This is a genomic window from Bradyrhizobium viridifuturi (assembly GCF_001238275.1).
Taxonomy (GTDB): domain Bacteria; phylum Pseudomonadota; class Alphaproteobacteria; order Rhizobiales; family Xanthobacteraceae; genus Bradyrhizobium; species Bradyrhizobium viridifuturi.
Genome location: NZ_LGTB01000004.1, coordinates 101269 through 119634, shown reverse-complemented (window position 1 = coordinate 119634; position 18366 = coordinate 101269). Strand labels below are relative to the sequence as shown.

The window sequence follows — 18366 nt, the reverse complement described above, 5'->3', positions numbered from 1 at the left end:
TCCATCTCGTTTGGATACGACTTTCGCGGGCCGGAGGTGCGCGAAAGCTACTTCCGGGTGAAACGCCTGGAAGCGATAGCGACACATGAATCCAAACGGCAGCGCCTCGTTCAACATCACCTCGGTGATCGGCAGCGGTCCGATCCGCTGGCTGATCCTCGGCGGCGCCGTGCTGATGGCTGCGATCGCGATCGGCGCCACCTTGATGGCCGGGAATTTCCGCGAGCGCGCCCTGCACAACAGCGAGCGCGAGCTCGAGAACACCGTGCTGCTGCTGGCGCGGCATTTCGACCAGCAGCTCGACGATCTCGAAGTGGTGCAGCGCGACCTGATCGCGTTCATGCGCGACAACGGGATCGCGACCGTTGAAAACTACAAGCGCCGGATGTCGTCCGCCGACATCCATGCGATGTTGAAGTCCAAGATGGACGCGCTGTCCAATGTCGGCAGCCTCAACGTGTTCGACGCCGACGGCGCGCTGATCAACAGCTCGGGCGCCTGGCCGCTCCCGCAGGTCAGCATCGCCGACCGCAACTATTTCCAGATCTTCAAGTCGAGCCCCTACTCGCCCGACATGCAGGTCGCGCCGGTGATCAGCCGCGTCAACGGCGGCTGGACCACCGTCATCGTCCGCAAGGTCACCGGCCCGCACGGCGAATTCCTCGGCGTGGTCGGCCGCGGCATCGAGCCGGCGACGTTCGAGAAATTCTTCTCTACCGTCGCGCTCGGCGAAGGCGCCGCGATCTCGATGCACCATCGCGACGGCACGCTGCTGGCGCGCTATCCCCATGTCGAGGAGATGATCGGGAAGAATTTCCGCACTGGCCCCGCCAGCCAGCAGCAGGTGTTCGAGCTGCCTGCGACCACCGCGCGGATGGCCAGCCCGGTCGACGGCAAGGACCGCCTGGTGTCATCGCGGGCGCTGACCAAGTTCCCGATCGTGGTGGTCGCCACGACCACCACCGAAGCGGCGCTGGCCAATTGGCGCGAGCAGATCGGCATCCTGATCGCGGTGACCGCCGCATCCGTGCTGGCGATCGCGATCCTGCTAACGCTGGTGGTGCGCAAGCTGATCCAGCAGCATCGCGCCCAGCAGCAGCGCCTGACGCTGGAGAAGCTGCGGCTCGATACCGCCGTCAACAACATGACGCAGGGGCTGCTGCTGTTCGATGCCGCGCAGCGCCTCGTGATCTGCAACAAGCGGTATATCGAGATGTACGGCCTGTCGGCCGACGTCATCAAGCCCGGCTGCAGCTTCCGCGACGTCATCGTACATCGCTATTTGACCGGCTCGTTCCAGGGCGACGTCGAACGCTACGTAAACCTCGTGCTGCGCGACGTCGGCGTCCGCAACACGATGGTGATCGCGACGCCGGACGGGCGCTCGATCCAGGTCGTCAACGAGCCGCTGGCCGATGGCGGCTGGCTTGCGACCCATGAGGATGTCACCGAGCGCCGCCGCGCCGAGGAGCGCATCACGCATCTTGCCCACTACGACGCGCTGACCGACCTGCCGAACCGCGCGCTGTTCCACGAGGAGATCAAGCGCGAGCTGACGCACGTCACGCCCGACAGCCAGCTCGCGGTGCTCTATATCGACATCGACGAATTCAAGGGCGTCAACGACTCGCTCGGCCACATGGTCGGCGATGAACTGCTCAAATCCGTCGCGCGGACGCTGAGCGGCGTAATCGGCGACGGCGATTTCGTGGCCCGGCTCGGCGGCGACGAATTCGCGATCGTGCAGACCGACGTGAAGAGCGAGCTGGAGGTTACCGACCTCGTCGCGCGCATCTACGAGGTGATCCGCTCGCCCTATCAATGCCTCGGCCATCAGGTCACGACCGACGCCAGCATCGGCATCGCGCTGGCGCCGAGGGATGGCGCCGATCTCGACCAGATCATGAAGAACGCCGACCTCGCAATGTATGCGGCGAAATCGGCCGGCCGGCGCGTCGCGCGCTTCTTCGAGCCGGCGATGGATGCCGACGCCCGTGCCCGCCGCGAGCTCGAGATGGAGCTGCGGCGGACCATCGCCGCGGGCCACGGGCTCGAAGTGCATTACCAGCCCTGCGTCGACCTGCGCAGCAACGAGATCACCGGCTGCGAGGCGCTGGTGCGCTGGCGCCATCCGGTGCGCGGCATGATCTCGCCGGCCGACTTCGTGCCGATCGCCGAGGAGACCGGCCTGATCAACCAGCTCGGCGAATGGGTGCTGATGACGGCCTGCAAGGAGGCCGTGAACTGGCCCGATCACATCAGGCTCGCGGTCAACGTTTCGCCGGTCCAGTTCCGCAGCGGCACGCTGGCGCTCAAGGTGATCGCAGCGCTCGCAGCGTCCGGCCTGTCAGCCGGCCGGCTCGAGCTCGAGATCACCGAAGCCGTGCTGATCCGCGACGACGAGACCGCGCTCGCCGCGCTGCACCAGCTCCGTGCCATCGGCATCCGGATCGCACTCGACGATTTCGGCACCGGCTATTCGTCGCTGAGCTATCTCAAGCGCTTCCCGTTCGACAAGATCAAGATCGACCGCTGCTTCGTCACCGACATCGCCGACCCGCAAGGCTCGGCTGGGATCGTCGAGGCCGTCGTCAACATCGCGGCCGAGCGCAGCATGACCACGACGGCGGAAGGCGTCGAGACCACGCAGCAGCAGCAATTGCTGCGCGAGCTCGGCTGTTCGGAGATGCAGGGCTATCTGTTCAGCGCACCGAAGCCGGCCGCCCAGATCCGCGAGCTGCTGGCCGGGCATCGCCGCGGCCCCGCCGCGGGGTCCAGCCAGCCTGGCAGGCGCAAGCCGGTCGCTCGCATGGCCTGATAGCCCGGATTTAGCTCAACCCGGGCTACCCGCACCAGCGCCTAGTTCGGCACCGGCCGCTTCTGCGCGGCCTTGGTGTCGGCGTTCTTGGCGTCGGCGTTGACAGTGACGCCGCGCAGCTGCTTGAAGGCCGCCGCCAGCGCCTTGTCGTTCTTCTCGTCCGGCGGCACGTAGGACTGCGAGCCGGTCTGCTCGGCGCCCTCGGCGGCGAGATGGCCGCGCATCGAGGCCTCGCCCTTGAGTTCGGAGCGGGTCTTGAACTCGTCCGGCACGTCCTGCAGCACCTCGATGTCGGGCTTGATGCCGAGCGCCTGGATCGAATGGCCTGATGGCGTGAAGTAGCGCGCCGTGGTCAGCGCCAGCGCGCCGTTGCCGGCGCCGAGCGGAATGATGGTCTGCACCGAGCCCTTGCCGAACGAACGGGTGCCGATCAGGGTCGCGCGCTTGTGGTCGTGCAGCGCACCGGCCACGATCTCCGAGGCCGAAGCCGAACCGCCGTTGATCAGCACCACGAGCGGCTTGCCCTTGGTCATGTCGCCGCCATGGGCGGTGAAGCGCTGGGTCTCTTCCGGATTGCGGCCGCGGGTCGAGACCACCTCGCCCCGCTGCATCAGCGTCGAGGTCACCGACACCGCCTGGTCGAGCAGGCCGCCCGGATTGTTGCGGAGATCGACGACATAGCCGGCGAGCTTGTCCTGCGGGACTTCCTTCTGGATCTCGCCGATCGCCTTGCGCAGGCCCTCGGTGGTCTGCTCGTTGAACGAGGTGATGCGGATATAGCCGATGTCGCCGCCCTCGACGTGATACTTCACCGGGCGGACGCGGATGATCTCGCGGGTGATCGAGAGCTCGATCGGCTTGTCGGCGTCCTTGCGGACGATCTTCAGCCGGATCGAGCTGTTGGGCGCGCCCTTCATCTTGTTGACGGCCTGGTCGAGCGTCAGGCCCTGGATCTGCTCATCGTCGATCGAGGTGATCACGTCGCCCGACATGATGCCGGCACGCGAGGCCGGCGTGTCGTCGATCGGGGCCACTACCTTGACGAAGCCGTCCTCCATGGTGACCTCGATGCCGAGCCCGCCGAACTCGCCATGCGTGGTCTCCTGCATCTCCGCCCAGCCCTTCTCGTTCATGTAGCGGGAGTGCGGATCGAGCGAGGAGATCATGCCGTTGATCGCGCCCTCGACCAGCTTGGAGTCCTCGGGCTTCTCGACGTAGTCGGTCTTGACCTTCTCGAACACCTCGCCGAACAGGTTGAGCTGCGAATAGGTGTTGTCGGAATGCGCGGCGGCATTGGCGACGGCGAACAGATGCGCCCCCTGCGGCGAGGCCACGAGCAGGGTGAGACACGCACCCGCAACCGTCCCGAGGAAGAAGCCAACATGTTTGCGCATTGTCCGTGATCCCTTCGCTAGCGGCCGGCAACGTTTCGCAACATACGGCCCACCTCACCCCGACGCGGGGCACCACACAACGGATTTTTGGTCGGATCAAGGCCGCCTTGCCACCGGACCATTACGGTCCTGTCACGATGCCCTGGTCAGTGCCAAATCAACAACTTAGTCAGCACCAAATCAGTCTGATGTCAGCTCCCGGTCGGCCTCTGGCCCAGGCTCCCGCAACCCGTTCTGCCAGGTCGACGGCCGGGTCCCGAATCCGCGCTTGGCCCGGGTGCCCAGCCAATAGCCAAACTGCGGAGGAACATTGCGAAATGGCCCTTCAACCCCGAGTTTCAATGCCGCATCCATCGGCCAGTTGGGGTTATTGAGGATTTCCCGGCCGATCGCGATCAAATCTGCTTGTTTGTCGCGCAGGATCTGCTCGGCCTGGTCACCATGGATGATCAGGCGACCGCCATGGTCATGATATCGGCATGGGCGCGGACATATTCCGCCAGCGGCACCTGATAGTTGTATTTGATCTCCTTGCCGAGAATCGGCGCCATCTCGCTGATTCCGCCCGACGAGCAGTCGATCACGTCGACCCCCTTGGCCTTCAGGATGCTCGCCAGCCGGGCGCTCTGCTCCGGACCCCAGCCGGCATTGTCCTCGACCGACAGCCGCACGAACAGCGGCTTGTGATCCGGCCAGTGCGCGCGCACGGCCTCGGTCACCTCGATCAGGAAGCGCATCCGGTTGGCTTCCGAGCCGCCATACTGGTCGCTGCGCTGGTTGGAGCGCTCGGAGAGGAATTCGTGCACGAGATAGCCATGGGCACCGTGCAGTTCGAGCACGTCGAAGCCGGCCTCGTGCGCGCGCCGTGCCGCCTGCCCCCAGGCCGCGACGAGGTCCTTCACCTCCTGCGTCTCAAGCGCCCGAGGCACGGGCCAGCGCTCGCTGTGGGCGATCGCGCTCGGCGCCACCGGTGTCCAGGCATCCCAATCCTCGATCTCGGCGCTCCGTTCGAGTGGACGATCGCCCTCCCAGGGGCGGCTTGCACGCGCCTTGCGGCCGGAATGGCCGAGCTGGATGCCGGCGACCGCGTTCTGCTGCTTGATGAAGCCCGCGACACGGCTGAGCGGCGCTATGAACTTGTCGTCCCAGATGCCGAGATCGCCGATCGTTCCGCAGCCGCGGCGCTCGACCTTGGTCGATTCGACGATCACGAGACCGGCACCGCCGGCGGCGAACTTGCCGGCATTCATCAGATGCCAGTCGGTCGGAAAGCCCTTCTCGGCCGAATACTGATGCATCGGCGGCACCACGATGCGGTTCTTCAGCGTAACGCCGCGGATGGTCATCGGCGAAAACAGCAGCATGTCGGACATCGCTTCCTCGCAGAACGTCGTTACCCGGCGCGCCGGACCGATCTTGGCTTTCCCAGCGACGATATACGCGCCGCGCGATGGCCGATAGAGGCACGGCCGGGACCTTGCACGCGGGAGTGGCATTCCTCAAACCGGTTCGCTACGCTGCGGAACCTTCCCTCCCGGCTGTGACAATGGCCACAAACCGCACAAATCCCCGCCTCTTCGAGATACCCCATGCGGCGGTCTACACGCTGATGACGCTGACCGTTCTGGCATCGGGGTTCTGCTTCATCCAGGCCGGCGGCGCATCGGCGCCGGCGGTGCTGCTGTTCCGCTATGGCGGAATGTACACGGCCGCATTGGCACGGCACGAATATTGGCGGCTGTTCGCCTACGGCTTCCTGCACGTCAGCTTTATTCATCTCGCCACCAACATGCTGTGTCTCGTGCTGTGGGGCGGGCATCTCGAGCGTCGGGTCGGGCCGGCCTACTTCGTCATCATCTATTTCTGCGCGATGGTGTTCGGCGCCATCGTCGGCAATGCGACCCACGCCACGCCCTATCTCACGGTCGGCGCCTCCGGCGCTACCTCGGGCATTCTCGGCGCTTTGCTCTGCCTGTGGATCCTCGGCAAGCTCGATGTCCGCTTCGACTTCTTCGCCATCAACATCGGGCTGAACATTGCGCTCGCGATCAGCAATTCGCGAATCGACTGGGGCGTGCATCTCGGCGGCTTCGCCGCGGGCCTGATTGTTTGCGCGCTGCTCGACCTCGTCGAGAAGCTCAACGCGCATCTGCTGCGCTGCCGGTTTCCGGAGGCCGTGAAGGTCAATCTCGCCCTGCTCGCCGGCGTGGCGGCGTTCTTTGTGTGGGCCGCCTGGGCGCAGAACCTGGCGCCGAGCTTACCGAGATGGATCGTCGCCGCAGGCTTTGTCGTCGCATGTTGCGCCGTGATCAAGCTGGTCGATCTCGCGCTGTCGATCAGGAAGGGCCTCGCTGCCGTCATCATCGCGCTGGCCTGCGCCAACGCGGGCTCTGTGGCGCTCGGCGGCCGGGCGCTGGCGGCAATGTCGGTCTGCGTTGCGCGCCGACCAGGCGGTCCCGCGCCGCTCGACAACCTGCTCGACGCATTCTGCGGCAATCCCGTGCTGGTCACCGCACTGGTCGCCATCGGCGCCGCCGCGCTGACGTTGCTACTCTGCTCAAAGGAAATCCACCGCGGGATCGAGGACGTCGGCTTCGTCGGCAGCTCGCTGCGCGCCGAGCGCAACCGCCGTCACGGGCTCTGAATGGCGCGACCGCGCTGCCCGAACCGGCCGCCGCCGGATGCCGCGCGGGCCTGAAAGCGTCGCTGATTCGCGCCGCTCCGATCCTACTGCGCGGGTTTCCGGTTCGCCGACACGTCCGTCGGGCAACTCGTTCCGCAGGCAATCGCCTTCTTCTGGTCGCCGATGCGCCACATCAGCAGCGCGACCAGGACAATGATGGTGACAGTGAGCTTGGCCAATGTGTCGTGATTCAATGTCAGCTCCGAACAGCAATCGGCACAGCCTGGGAAATCAGCTGCAAGCAGAATGTGGCGCCGAGAGACCGGTGCCGGGATCGTCTACCAAGCCCGCATGCCATTCGGGTCAATCGACGTCATCATGATACGGCGCGAGGCGCCGCATGCAACCTTTCCGGTCCGCATGGCAGCACGGCACCGCCGTGGCCGGCTGGAACCTTCGCCGCTGTGTGCCGTTCAGTGGCCGTGCTCTGAATCATTGCCCCAGAGGCACACAACACCTCCTGCGGCCCCAGTCGTCATGCTGGGGCCGTAAATGTTCGAGTTCCACGCATTTGGGAACATGATGGACGGAGTTGTGCACCGATCGTGCGGGAACCGCGCATCAATGTGGGCGCCGGTCCCTAGCCCAAATGGGCTACGCGCGCATGACCTACGTCAGATCCGCGCGAGGCTGGCCGCGCCCGCGACGATCGCATCGTTGAAACTCGTGTCCCAGAATTTTCCGACCTCGGTGCGCTGATCGAGCACACCGAGCTTGAGGAAGGTGTCGGCGACCTTCTGGTGTGTCTCCGGCACGTCAGGCGTCACGCCGGCGAGCGAGAAGTCGTCGCTGCGACGGGCGAACTGGTCGAGAATGTCCTGCAATGGCAGATGAGTTTCGGCCACCTGCGCCTCGGCATAGACCGGAAAATTCTTGTTGGCGAACGCATAGGCGCGCTGGATCCGCAGCAACAGGTCGCTCACCGCCGCATGGCGCAGCGGCTCGTCGACCGCCCTGGGATTGGCGTAGATCGGGAAATTGCCCGAGAGATAGCCGACGCCGGTCTTGAGCAGGCGCGCGCCCTGCCTGGCGATGGCGAGTTGCCCATTGTAGCCATAGATCGCCCAGGCATCGAGCTTGCCGGAGGCGAACGCCGTGTAACCGTCCGACGGCGTCAGGTTGATGGCCTCGATATCGCCAAACCCAAGACCTGCTTCCTCGAGTTGCTTGGCAAGAAAGTAATGCGCCGTCGTCGCGCGCACATAGCCGACGCGCTTTCCCTTGAGATCGGCGATCGAACGGATCGGCGCATCCTTCGCCGCACGGTGACCTGGATGTTGAGATCCTCATGGGTGACGGCGATGAAGCGCACCTTGGCATTCTGGCGCGCGGCGAACATCGCCGGAATCTCGCTGCCCGACCCGATGTCGAGCGCATCGCCGTTCAGCGCCTCGATGTGGAGCACACCATTGTTGAGCTCCTTCCATTCGATCCGGTACGGCGTCTTGTCCTCGCCGGCGGCCTGCAGCAGCGGCCGCCAGCCGCCCTTGTAATACGCGATGCGCAGCGTGACGCCACCGAGATCGGCGCCCGCGCCTGCCGCTGTTTGGGCGCGGGCGCCGCCAGCGACCAGGCTCCCGGCGAGCACACCGAGCGCAGAACGTCGAGAGAGGGACAATGGCGCGGTCAACGGCGCAGCTCCTGATCAGCAATCACAACGCTGCAAGCTTAGGAGAAAAGCCGCCGATGTATATGAGACGCTATTTCGTTTTTGGGCCTACGCGCGAAATGCCGTTCCAAAGATCGAAGGCTTGGCGCGGTGATCAATTTCCGACGACGCAAACGTCGCCCGGATGAGCGAAAGCTATCCGGGACGAATTCCTGGCTCGCCACAGCCGGCACCAGCACGTCGCTTCGCTCATGCGCGCTTCCGTGACGAGCGTATGCAATTTTAGGCAATTCCTTGGCAGGATGTTCGGCAGCCACAAGCTAAGTCCGGACGCTACGAAACGGGTTCGCGGCAATGGCAACTACCGACTGGTCCGATCTGACACTCGCTCAAGCTATTTCGAGCTATCAGGAACGTCACCCGGCGGAATGGCGCGCCTATGTTCAGTCCGAAAGCGAGCGCGGCTTTATCTCCAACTCCATGCACGACCACATCATCTCGCACCTTGAAGAGCTGTTGCCGGGACTTCAGCGAAGAGACTACCGCGACGGCGCGGTCGCGTTCCGTTTTGCCAGCGAGCGCGCGCTGCATTTTTCGATGTGGCAACCGGAGAACCGGTCTCGGCGGTTCCACGATTACTGGGCCTACGTTCGAGAGGTCGCACCACAGCTCGGTGGTGTACGGTCCAACGGGTCGGTCGATTGGTCCGCTGAACAGATCGCCCAGCTGATCGTCCATCTTCAGGAGAAGCAGCCGCAGTTCTGGACCAACATGCGCGACGTCTACGACAAGCTCGGCTTCTCAGACTCCCGCATGAGTCTCGAATTGCGGAATCAGGTTGCAGCCAGATTCCCGGTGCCGGAAGACATCGACTACTTCTTCAATGCTTGGCGCGCCGTCGTCGCCGAAGCCAACCGGCTCTATCAGTTTGAGATGATGAAGCCTGAGAACAAGGAGCTGTCGGAGCGATTGTGGCACGCGCGGCGTGACGATCCGGCCGCTCTTACGTTTGACGAATGGCGAGACACAGTTATTGCGGAACGGCCCGGGCTTGACGCGTTGAGCTTCGTGACCGACCGAAGGAGGCTCCTCGTCGATTCGGTAGAGCGGATGGCCGCCGAATATGCGCCCTATCAGGACGATGTGGACGAGCTGATGTCCGACGACGTCCCCCCCGGAGAAGCGACCTGTCTGGGCGCTCTCGTCGAGATGACGCGCCATTGCTTACCAGCTGGCGGCCAAGGCGTGTCGACGGACGCGGATACCGTGGACACTTTGGCGATGTCCGCCAACGAACAGGCAGCTCTTGCTCTGACGCAGTACGGGCTGATGGAGCCAGTCACCGGGACACTGGCAAGGTGGACGCCTGCCGGAAAGAGATTTCTGGCGGAACGCATCACCTACTGGAGACACAGGAACGATGCTGCCGAGGCTCATGACCTCCTCCCGGATCTAGCTCAAAAGACGTATGTGATCCGGATGCCCGTTCCCCAATCGAGGTTCGAAGCGACCTTCATCGATTGGACCAATCAGATCGCCGTGGCGCTGTCCATTGTTGCGCTCGCCTACCTTGTCTTCCTTGCTAGACTTGATCTACTCGGCAACCCGTGACTGCTACGGTCGAAGCCTTCGCCGCGCCCTACGTGGCTACTTTCCAACTTCATACACATCAGGATCGTAGCTCGAGCTCGGATTCTTGAACGCAATCCGCAGCGCCGGCGACATCGGGACGTTGTAGTTGATGCCCTTTGGCGGGGTCGGCTGCTCCAGCCACTTCTTGTACATCACCTCGATCTCGGGGCTCTTGTAGAGCTCCGCGGTGGCGCGGTCGGCGAGCGCCTTGAACGGCGCGTCTTCCCGGCGCAGCATGATGCCAAACGGCTCCGCCTTCGAGAAGGCCTCATCGCTGATCATGTAGAGCGCGGGCTCCTTCGACCGCGCAATCGCGACCGCCAGCTGGACGTCATCGAGCGCATAGGCTTGGGCGCGATCGGTCTCCAGCATCAGGAACGCCTCGGCCTGGTCCTTGGCCGGGAGCACGTTGATGCCGAGCTTGCGGTCGGTATTGACCTTGATCAACTGCGTGAGGTTCACCGAGCCGGCAACGGCGGTGACCGACTTGCCCTTGAGGTCATCGATCGAATTGATGCCGGCCGATTTCTTGGCAGCAAAGCGCGTTGCGCTCAGGAAGTGCGTGTTGGTGAAGGTCACCTGCTTCTGGCGATCCGCGCTGTTGGTGGTCGCCGAGCAGTGCAGGTCGATCGTGCCGTTGACCATCAGCGGGATACGGTTCGACGAGGTGACGGGAAGGTAGTCGACCGCGATGTCGGGCATGCCGAGGTCCTTCTTCACGGCATCGACGATCCTGATGCAGATATCGAGCGCAAAGCCGATCGGGCGCTGGCTGTCGTCGAGATAGCTGAAGGGAACGGACGCCTCCTGAAAGCCGAGCGTGACCTTCCTGGTCTCCTTGATCTTCAGCAGCGTGCCCGACAACTCCTCGGCCGCCACGGGGCTCGCGGCGAGCGTGAGAGCGAAGAGGACGGCGGGCAAACGCATCGGCGGCTCCTGTGCGGTGATCAGGCGGCGTTGATAACCCACGCACAGGCCCTGCGATAGACGACGCCGTGTCTAACAGCTATCGCGCTTTGCTATAGTCCGCCGGCCGTTCGCCGAATGCTGTCGCCGGCAGGGCTAGCGCTGCGCCCCGCCCTCGAGCAGGCGATCGCCGACCAGATGGACCGCGCCGCGGGTCCAGGAATAATCGGCGCCCATCCGCAGGCCGCTGTCGCCACGGGAGACGACCGTGCCGCTGCGGGCGTCGCGCACCTGGAAGCCGACCGTGTATTCGGTCCGGCTGACCCGCCTGATCACGCCGATCAGCGATTGATCGGCACCGAGTTCCTTCGCAATCGCGGCCTCGCAGCCGTTGCAGTCGCGCAGTGCGCGCGCCTTGACGGGCTCGGCCGTCACGCCGGCGGTGTCGACCAGGCGATAGCGGCCCGACTGCGCGAGCCGGTCACGCACGCCCTTCGTTACGTCGGCGAGATAAGCGGAATCGGAGTCGGCAAGACCGGCCGCTGACGCCGCGGAGTTATCCTCGAGCTCGAACGCGAATACCGCAAGCCCGAGCGGCGCCGCGGCCGTTGCCTGCGCCGGGGGTAGCGCGGCCGCGAGGGCAGCGCGCACCTCGCGCGACACGAACATCCGCGCGTGGTCCCACGCCTCGTCATTGTCGCCGCGAAACGTGTAGAGCTTTTCGTACAGGACACGGCTCGCGCCGACATCGATGACCGCGACCTTGGCCCATTGGATCAGCGTACTCATCTTCTGCACGCCGCCGACCACCTTGATCTGCGCCTCGCCTGCCGGCGCCGCCGACGAGACCAGTCGATAGCGCGGCTCCGCGGCCACATCGGCGCGCAGCGCGGTCATGAATGCATCGAGCCGCTTCTGATGCGCGGCGGTCTGATCGACCACCTCGCCCGAGGTGTCGACATAGCTGAAGTCGTCGATGCTGACGCCGAGCGGGGATGCCTGCGCGGCGGCTTCGGCGCGAACCGGACAAGGTCCGACCAGGAGGCCGATCAACGCGAGGGCGTGCAAAACAAGGCGGGACTGGCGCATGAACTGGGCCTTTCGGGTGCTGGTGCGGGCTGGTCGACCGCAGATCTAGGGCAACCGCCTCGGCACCGCAGCGGAGCGTCTCCCGGCCGGTGCCGGGAAAATTTCACGACCGCGGTCCGCACCCACCGCGGCGCTTCTCGACACGTTCATTCTGCCGTTTAATGCGCATCACGGCCCTGCCCCGCAACGGGCGACGAAGGCCGCCTGCGACTGCGAGGATACGCCGATGCGGAATTGGTCCGGAAGCGATCTGAAGCTGCGGCTGACCTTGCGTGTGGCCGCTGTTGCCACACTCTGCTTTGCCGTGATCTCCGGCTACTTCCTGTTCGACTCCGACCGCGCAGTGCGCGCCAGGATCGCGGCCGTTGCCGAGGTCGCCGCAAGGACGCTGGAGCTGCAGCAGAACAAGATCCAGTGGCTGAACAATCCGCACGCCGAATTCCCCGATCTCGACAGCGTGGCCGCCTCGGTCATGGCGCCCGGCCTGTGCCTCGCATTTCGCAGCAAGGGCGGCGAGATCAGCCAGCGCTTCTGCGGCGGCGCGCAAACCGATACGGCCGCGCCGCCGCTTGCCTTCGCGGCTCTCTATCGCCGTCTGTTCGATCCCGGCCGGGAGGCCGTGCGCCCGGTGGTTGCGCGCGGCCATACGATCGGCGAGGCCGTGGTCTGGGTCGATCCGGCCGTGCTGACCGCCGAGGCCTGGCACGATGCCGGCCGGCAGATGGCGGTGCTCATGATCGCGCTGCCGCTGCTCTGCGCGCTCGTTTATGCGGCGCTGGCGCGTGCGCTGCGTCCGACGCTTTTGATCCGCAACGGGCTGGCGCGGATCGCCGCAGGCGACCTCGCCGCGCGCCTGCCGCCGTTCGATCTCGCCGAATTGTCGGCGATCGGCGACGTCTTCAACCAGCTCGCCGAACGCCTCGCCGCTGCGCTGTCCGACCGCAACGCGCTGACGCAAAAGCTGATCCTGGTGCAGGACGACGAGCGCCGGCATCTCGCGCGCGAACTGCATGACGAGTTCGGGCAGTCGCTGGCTGCGATCCGCGCGCTTGCCGCTTCCGCGCGCCTGACCGCGATCCAGGATTGCCCGCCTCTGCTCGCCGAATGCGACGGCATCGCGCGGACCGCAGCCGGCATGATGGAGACGTTGCGCGGCGCCCTGTTCAGATTACGCCCGCCCGATGTCGACGAACTCGGTCTCGCCGCTAGCCTGGAGGGCCTGATCGCCGGCTGGAACGGCCGCAGCCGCGGGCAGCCACGGTTCGAGATCGCCCTATCGGGATCGTTCGCGCGCCTTCCCGCTTCCATCAGCGCCAATCTCTACCGCATCGTGCAGGAGGCGCTCACCAATGCTGCCAAGCACGCCGGCGCCACGCGCGTGGTGCTGCGGCTCGAGATGCGCGAGGCGGCTTCCGGCAGCGACGGCGAAATCGCGCTCGCTATCGACGATGATGGCCGGCCCGGCGATCCCCAAGCCGATCTGCAGGCCAAGTCCGGCATGGGCCTGCTCGGCATGCGCGAGCGGGTCGCGGCGCTGGGCGGGCGGCTGAGCTTCGAGGCCGCGCAGCCCCATGGCGCATCGCTCCGCGTTGTCGTTCCCCTCGCTGCCGGCGCAGCGGCAGCGGCGGTGGAACGCGCGGCATGAGCAACGCGGCGCGAACCATCATGCTGGTCGACGACCACGCCGTGGTTCGGGAGGGCTACCGGGCGATGCTGCAGAAGCAGCCGGGCCTCCGTGTCGTCGCCGAGGCTTCCGACGGCGTCGAGGCCTACCGCCTCTACAAGGAGACTGGGCCCGACCTCGTGATCATGGACCTGTCGATGCCCGGCATCGGCGGCATCGAGGCCATCCGCCGCCTCAAGCAGCGGGACAAGCGCGCAAAGATCCTGGTGTTCACCATGCACCAGAACGCGGCCTTTGCGGTGCAGGCGATCCGCGCCGGCGCGAGCGGCTACGTCACCAAGACCAGCCCGCCGGAGGCGCTGGTGCATGCCGTGATGGATGCGCTGTCGGGCAAGATCGCGATCAGTCCGGACATAGACCACGAGCTTGCGCTCAGCCGCCTCGCCGGCGAACGTGCCGCCGCCGACCTCCTGACCGCGCGGGAATTCGAAGTGCTACGCATGCTGCTCGCGGAAAAGACCACCGACGAAATCGCCGAGGCACTTCATCTCAGCCCCAAGACGGTGGCGAACCTGCACTCCCTGATCAAGGACAAGCTCGGCGTTGGCACGGACATCGAACTGGTCCGCCTCGCGCTGCGGCAGGGCATCCTGACGCAACTCGATCTGCGCGAACAATGAGACCGCATCGGGCGCCACTTGGCGATGCAGTCCGGCGCTCATCGAGATCGGCGCTCCAAAGAAAGGACCCCAGCGAGGGGGTCGCCGGGGCCAGAGCAACTCAGTCACATCATCCTAGACCCTTTCGCAGCGCATAGCCCCGCTCCTTCGGATGACCGGAGTCGTACGGGGCCAAAACCGTGAACCCTGGTCCGCTTTCGTCCGTATCCGTACAGGTCAGGATTTTGCCATTCCTCCTGGGGCTAGAACCAACGCCGCCCGCCGCATTTCAATGCGGGCGGCGTTGCTCGTTTCCGGACTGAACTGGCGGCCAGTTTCATCGAAGTTCCCGGGCAGGAACCGGAACGGACCCTCATCGATGTGAGTTGGACAGAATGATTTTCGAGGAAGGAGCGTCGTCGCCGTGACCCGGAAAACCTTGCAGGCACGTTCTGAGCAGGCGCTCGTCGTCATCATTCTCAGCACCGGCGCACTCATCGCTTATCTCGGTCTGGCGCTATCCAGGATTTGAGAGGTCTACACTCGCGTGCGCCGAAAGCTGGTAACGCCCGCCACTGAGTTGCCTGACGGCGCAAGCCCCCCGCAGCAAAATATTTCGATTTATCAGAAATTCATCTATTGCGGAGAATGTGGATATCTATCTCGATGTCGCAACATATCCGGCGTCGTCCTTGCGAAAGCAGGGACCCATAACCACGAATGATGAGTGTTGCGGGATGTCGGAAGACGATTCTGCTCCGACAACGTCGGCCGCGGGAGTATGGGTCCCTGCTTTCGCAGGGACGACGCGTGGAAACAATCTTGTCCCTGACTACACCTCGGCTCAAGCACACCCGCCTCTGATATGCTGGATCAACCGCTTTAGCGGGTGGTGACACCGTGCGCGGCGCAGGGACGACAGCGCGCCTAACCGCGTCGCATGCCTGCCGCACAAATCGGGGACATTGCCGCCTGCCCGTAATTCTCGTACACGGTTTCATGCAATGACCTCGCAACTCTCCCCCGATTCCGTGGACGTGCTGCTGTTCGATATCGGCCGCGTCGTGCTCGACATCGACCTCGACAAGGTGATGGCGCACTGGGCGCAGCATGCCGGCTGCGCGCCGGCCGACCTCGCCAGCCGCTTCGTCGTCGACGACAGCTTCAAGCATCACGAGATCGGCCGGATCGACGACGCGGCGTTCTTCGAAAATCTGCGCCAGTCGCTCGGCATCGGCCTCAGCGACGCGCAATTCCTCGAGGGCTGGAATTCGATCTTCGCCGGCGAGATGCCGGGCATCGCGCCGCTGCTCGCGGCCGCCGCGAAGCGGATGCCGCTCTACGCGTTCTCCAACACCAATCCGGCCCACATCGCGCATTTCTCGATCGCCCATGCCGAGCTGCTCGGCCATTTCCGCAAGGTGTTCCTGTCCCCGACGATCGGCTTTCGCAAACCCGACGCCGAGGCTTACGATCATGTGGTAAAAGCCATCGGCGTGCCGGCGTCGCGGATCCTGTTCTTCGACGACCTGGCTGCAAATATCGAGGGTGCGCGGGCGCGCGGCCTCCATGCCATCCACGTGACATCGACGGATGACGTGGCAAGGGCGTTGACTGCACTTGGAATTGAATCCTTGGAATGAACCCTGGGATCGAACCCTGGAATTGAGGAGCTCTGAGCGTGGCCCTGATGCCGGTTGCCGATGCCCTGTCCGCCGTTCTCGCCGGCGCCGAGCCGCTGCCGCAGGAGATGGTCGCGCTCGATGCCGCCTACCATCGCACACTGGCGGGTGACCTCGCAGCACTCCGCTCCCAGCCGCCGCAGCCGATGTCGGCGATGGACGGCTATGCGGTGCGGGCCGCCGACGCGGCCGATCTGAAGGCCCGGCTCAAGGTGATCGGCGAAGTCGCCGCCGGCCGGCCGTTCGAGCGGACGGTCGGGACCGGCGAGGCGGTGCGGATCTTCACCGGCGGCGTGATCCCCGACGCGCCGACGCCGTCATCATCCAGGAGGACACCAGGGTCGACGGCGACCACATTGCGATAACCGAGGCGGCTGCCGCCGGACGGCACATCCGCGCCGCGGGCGTCGACTTCCGCGAGGGCGACGTGCTGCTCACCGCCGGCAGCCGGCTGTCGGATCGTGCCCTGTCGCTCGCCGCGGCCATGAACTATCCGGAGCTCGCGGTGCGCCGCCGGCCGAAGGTCGCGGTGCTGGCGACCGGCGACGAGCTGGTGATGCCCGGCTCAAGGCCCGGTCCCGGCCAGATCGTCTATTCCAACGGCTACGCGCTGCGGGCGCTGGCGCGGGCGGAAGGCGCCGAGACCGTCGATCTCGGGGTTGCCGCCGACACCGTGGAGGCGACCACGGCCGGCATCCGCCGGGCGCGCGAGAGCGGTGCCGACATCCTGATCACGACAGGCGGCGCCTCGGTCGGCGACCATGATCTGGTCAAGCAGTCGCTGGAGGCCGAGGGCGTCAAGATGGCGTTCTGGCGGATCGCGATGCGGCCCGGCAAGCCGATGATGCACGGCCGGTTGGGAGCGATGCGGGTGATCGGCCTGCCCGGCAATCCGGTGTCCTCCTACGTCTGCGCCTTCCTGTTTCTGGTGCCGTTGATTCGGGCGCTGAGCGGCCGAAAAGTGATTCATCATGTCCGCGCGAGCGCCCTGCTCGGCCGCGACCTCGCCGCCAACGACCAGCGCGAGGACTATCTGCGCGCGCGTCTCGAAGAGCGCGAAGACGGCGCGCTGATCGCAACGCCCGTGATGCAGCAGGACTCGTCGCTGCTCGGGAATCTCGCTGCGGCACGGGCACTTCTCGTGCGTCCGCCGTTTGCGCCCGCTGCGCCCAAAGGCAGCGAATGCGAGATCCTGACGCTGCCGGAGTGAGCCTGCGCGGCCCGCTCATGGTGCGTTGCTTGATACGTTCACCTGAAATTAAGTGGTTGCGGAACACATATCGAACATATAGTGTCCGTTCATGATTTGTTTCGAGTACTGGTGTCTACAAACGGGAAGCCGCCGGGGAGCGCTTGCAACAAGCAGCATGCTCCTGAGGTCAGGCCCGGCCTGCAGGCCCCACTGAAGAGTCTCGGAATCGAACGACGCTATCAACCGGGGGAATACTCGAGATGCTCACGCGCAAACAGTACGAACTTCTGCGTTTCATCAATGAACGTCTGAAAGAGGCCGGCGTGCCGCCGTCCTTCGATGAAATGAAGGACGCACTCGACCTGCGCTCGAAGTCCGGTATCCACCGCCTGATCACCGCCCTGGAGGAGCGCGGCTTCATCCGCCGCCTGCCCAACCGCGCCCGCGCCATCGAAGTCATCAAGCTGCCCGAGCTCTCCGCCGGCGGCGGTAACGGTCGCCGCGGCTTCACGCCAAGCGTCATCGAAGGCACCCTCGGCAAGCGCACCAGCACGCCCCCGGTCGCCGAGGACGACGGCAACCGTCCGGTCGCCGTCCCCGTGATGGGCCGGATCGCCGCCGGTACGCCGATCGAGGCGCTGCAGACCCGTAGCCACACCATCAGCGTGCCGCCCGACATGCTCGGCGCCGGCGAGCACTATGCGCTGGAAGTGCGCGGCGACTCGATGGTCGACGCCGGCATCCTCGACGGCGACATGGCGCTGATCCAGCGCAACGACGTCGCCAACACCGGCGACATCGTGGTGGCGCTGATCGACGAGGAGGAAGCCACTCTAAAGCGCTTCCGCCGCCGCGGCGCGTCGATCGCGCTGGAGCCGGCCAACACTGCCTATGAAGTGCGCATCCTGCCGCCGAACCGGGTTCGCATCCAGGGCAAGCTGATCGGCCTCTACCGCAAGTACTGAGTGCAAATACTTGCGGCGGCGAGGAACGAGCAACACATCGGATCGTTCCTTGAAGGATAGCGTAACGTGCGGCCTGCCCGATGCGCTCCGATACCTCTCGCGCAGCGTCGCGT

At 65.2% G+C, this 18366-nt stretch carries 15 protein-coding genes and 1 pseudogene; 8 read left to right on the top strand and 8 right to left on the bottom strand.

The features are described from left to right. The first annotated feature begins 85 nt into the window (after positions 1 to 85). Entirely contained in the window at positions 86 to 2818 is a 2733-nt protein-coding gene (locus tag ALC15_RS05555) for a bifunctional diguanylate cyclase/phosphodiesterase (RefSeq protein ID WP_050626407.1), read from the top strand. Between the two features lie 41 nt (positions 2819 to 2859). Here the strand turns inward: ALC15_RS05555 and ALC15_RS05550 are convergent, their stop codons facing one another. From ALC15_RS05550 to ALC15_RS05545, 3 genes are all read right to left on the bottom strand, one after another. Then, a complete protein-coding gene (locus ALC15_RS05550; protein WP_050626406.1) occupies positions 2860 to 4212 on the bottom strand; it encodes a S41 family peptidase in 1353 nt (450 codons plus the stop codon). Positions 4213 to 4392: 180 nt separating this feature from the next. Further along, positions 4393 to 4611 carry a hypothetical protein gene (locus tag ALC15_RS45915; RefSeq protein WP_244485940.1) on the bottom strand — a complete coding sequence of 73 codons (219 nt, stop codon included), beginning with the start codon at positions 4609 to 4611 and terminating at the stop codon, positions 4393 to 4395. A gap of 50 nt (positions 4612 to 4661) precedes the next feature. After that, positions 4662 to 5585 (bottom strand): oxidoreductase, encoded by a 924-nt coding sequence (locus ALC15_RS05545; protein WP_244485939.1) that lies wholly within the window; start codon positions 5583 to 5585, stop codon positions 4662 to 4664. 173 nt (positions 5586 to 5758) lie between these two features. On the opposite strand from ALC15_RS05545, the gene ALC15_RS05540 reads away from it, so the two are divergent. Next, a complete protein-coding gene (locus ALC15_RS05540) occupies positions 5759 to 6856 on the top strand; it encodes a rhomboid family intramembrane serine protease (RefSeq protein WP_050626405.1) in 1098 nt (365 codons plus the stop codon). 83 nt (positions 6857 to 6939) lie between these two features. Here the strand turns inward: ALC15_RS05540 and ALC15_RS44025 are convergent, their stop codons facing one another. The 3 genes from ALC15_RS44025 to ALC15_RS45905 form a co-directional block, all read right to left on the bottom strand. Continuing rightward, a complete protein-coding gene (locus tag ALC15_RS44025; RefSeq protein ID WP_157860863.1) occupies positions 6940 to 7089 on the bottom strand; it encodes a hypothetical protein in 150 nt (49 codons plus the stop codon). Positions 7090 to 7509: 420 nt separating this feature from the next. Next, complete coding sequence (locus ALC15_RS45910; protein WP_244485938.1) at positions 7510 to 8097, bottom strand: type 2 periplasmic-binding domain-containing protein; 588 nt, start codon at positions 8095 to 8097, stop codon at positions 7510 to 7512. Beyond that, a complete protein-coding gene (locus tag ALC15_RS45905; RefSeq protein ID WP_244485937.1) occupies positions 8010 to 8525 on the bottom strand; it encodes a type 2 periplasmic-binding domain-containing protein in 516 nt (171 codons plus the stop codon). Before ALC15_RS45905 ends, ALC15_RS45910 begins: the two co-directional genes overlap by 88 nt. Positions 8526 to 8858: 333 nt before the next feature. On the opposite strand from ALC15_RS45905, the gene ALC15_RS05530 reads away from it, so the two are divergent. Further along, positions 8859 to 10115 (top strand): hypothetical protein, encoded by a 1257-nt coding sequence (locus ALC15_RS05530; protein WP_050626404.1) that lies wholly within the window; start codon positions 8859 to 8861, stop codon positions 10113 to 10115. Between the two features lie 36 nt (positions 10116 to 10151). On the opposite strand, the gene ALC15_RS05525 is transcribed toward ALC15_RS05530, so the two are convergent. Both ALC15_RS05525 and ALC15_RS05520 read right to left on the bottom strand, forming a co-directional pair. Beyond that, complete coding sequence (locus ALC15_RS05525) at positions 10152 to 11063, bottom strand: amino acid ABC transporter substrate-binding protein (RefSeq protein ID WP_050626531.1); 912 nt, start codon at positions 11061 to 11063, stop codon at positions 10152 to 10154. A 135-nt stretch (positions 11064 to 11198) separates the two neighbouring features. Then, entirely contained in the window at positions 11199 to 12131 is a 933-nt protein-coding gene (locus ALC15_RS05520) for a DUF3280 domain-containing protein (protein WP_050626403.1), read from the bottom strand. A 226-nt stretch (positions 12132 to 12357) separates the two neighbouring features. On the opposite strand from ALC15_RS05520, the gene ALC15_RS05515 reads away from it, so the two are divergent. The 5 genes and pseudogenes from ALC15_RS05515 to lexA all read left to right on the top strand — a co-directional run bounded on the left by ALC15_RS05515 (position 12358) and on the right by lexA (position 18253). Next, the gene (locus tag ALC15_RS05515; RefSeq protein ID WP_050626402.1) at positions 12358 to 13776 is read left to right on the top strand and encodes a sensor histidine kinase; all 1419 of its coding nucleotides are present in this window, start codon (positions 12358 to 12360) and stop codon (positions 13774 to 13776) included. Continuing rightward, entirely contained in the window at positions 13773 to 14435 is a 663-nt protein-coding gene (locus ALC15_RS05510) for a response regulator (RefSeq protein ID WP_050626401.1), read from the top strand. The genes ALC15_RS05515 and ALC15_RS05510 overlap by 4 nt, the downstream gene beginning before the upstream one ends. Positions 14436 to 15418: 983 nt before the next feature. Further along, complete coding sequence (locus ALC15_RS05505; protein WP_050626400.1) at positions 15419 to 16057, top strand: HAD family hydrolase; 639 nt, start codon at positions 15419 to 15421, stop codon at positions 16055 to 16057. Between the two features lie 38 nt (positions 16058 to 16095). Continuing rightward, a pseudogene (locus ALC15_RS05500) lies at positions 16096 to 17306 on the top strand (molybdopterin molybdotransferase MoeA). Between the two features lie 242 nt (positions 17307 to 17548). Next, complete coding sequence (gene lexA / locus ALC15_RS05495) at positions 17549 to 18253, top strand: transcriptional repressor LexA (protein WP_050626399.1); 705 nt, start codon at positions 17549 to 17551, stop codon at positions 18251 to 18253. Positions 18254 to 18366 lie beyond the last annotated feature (113 nt).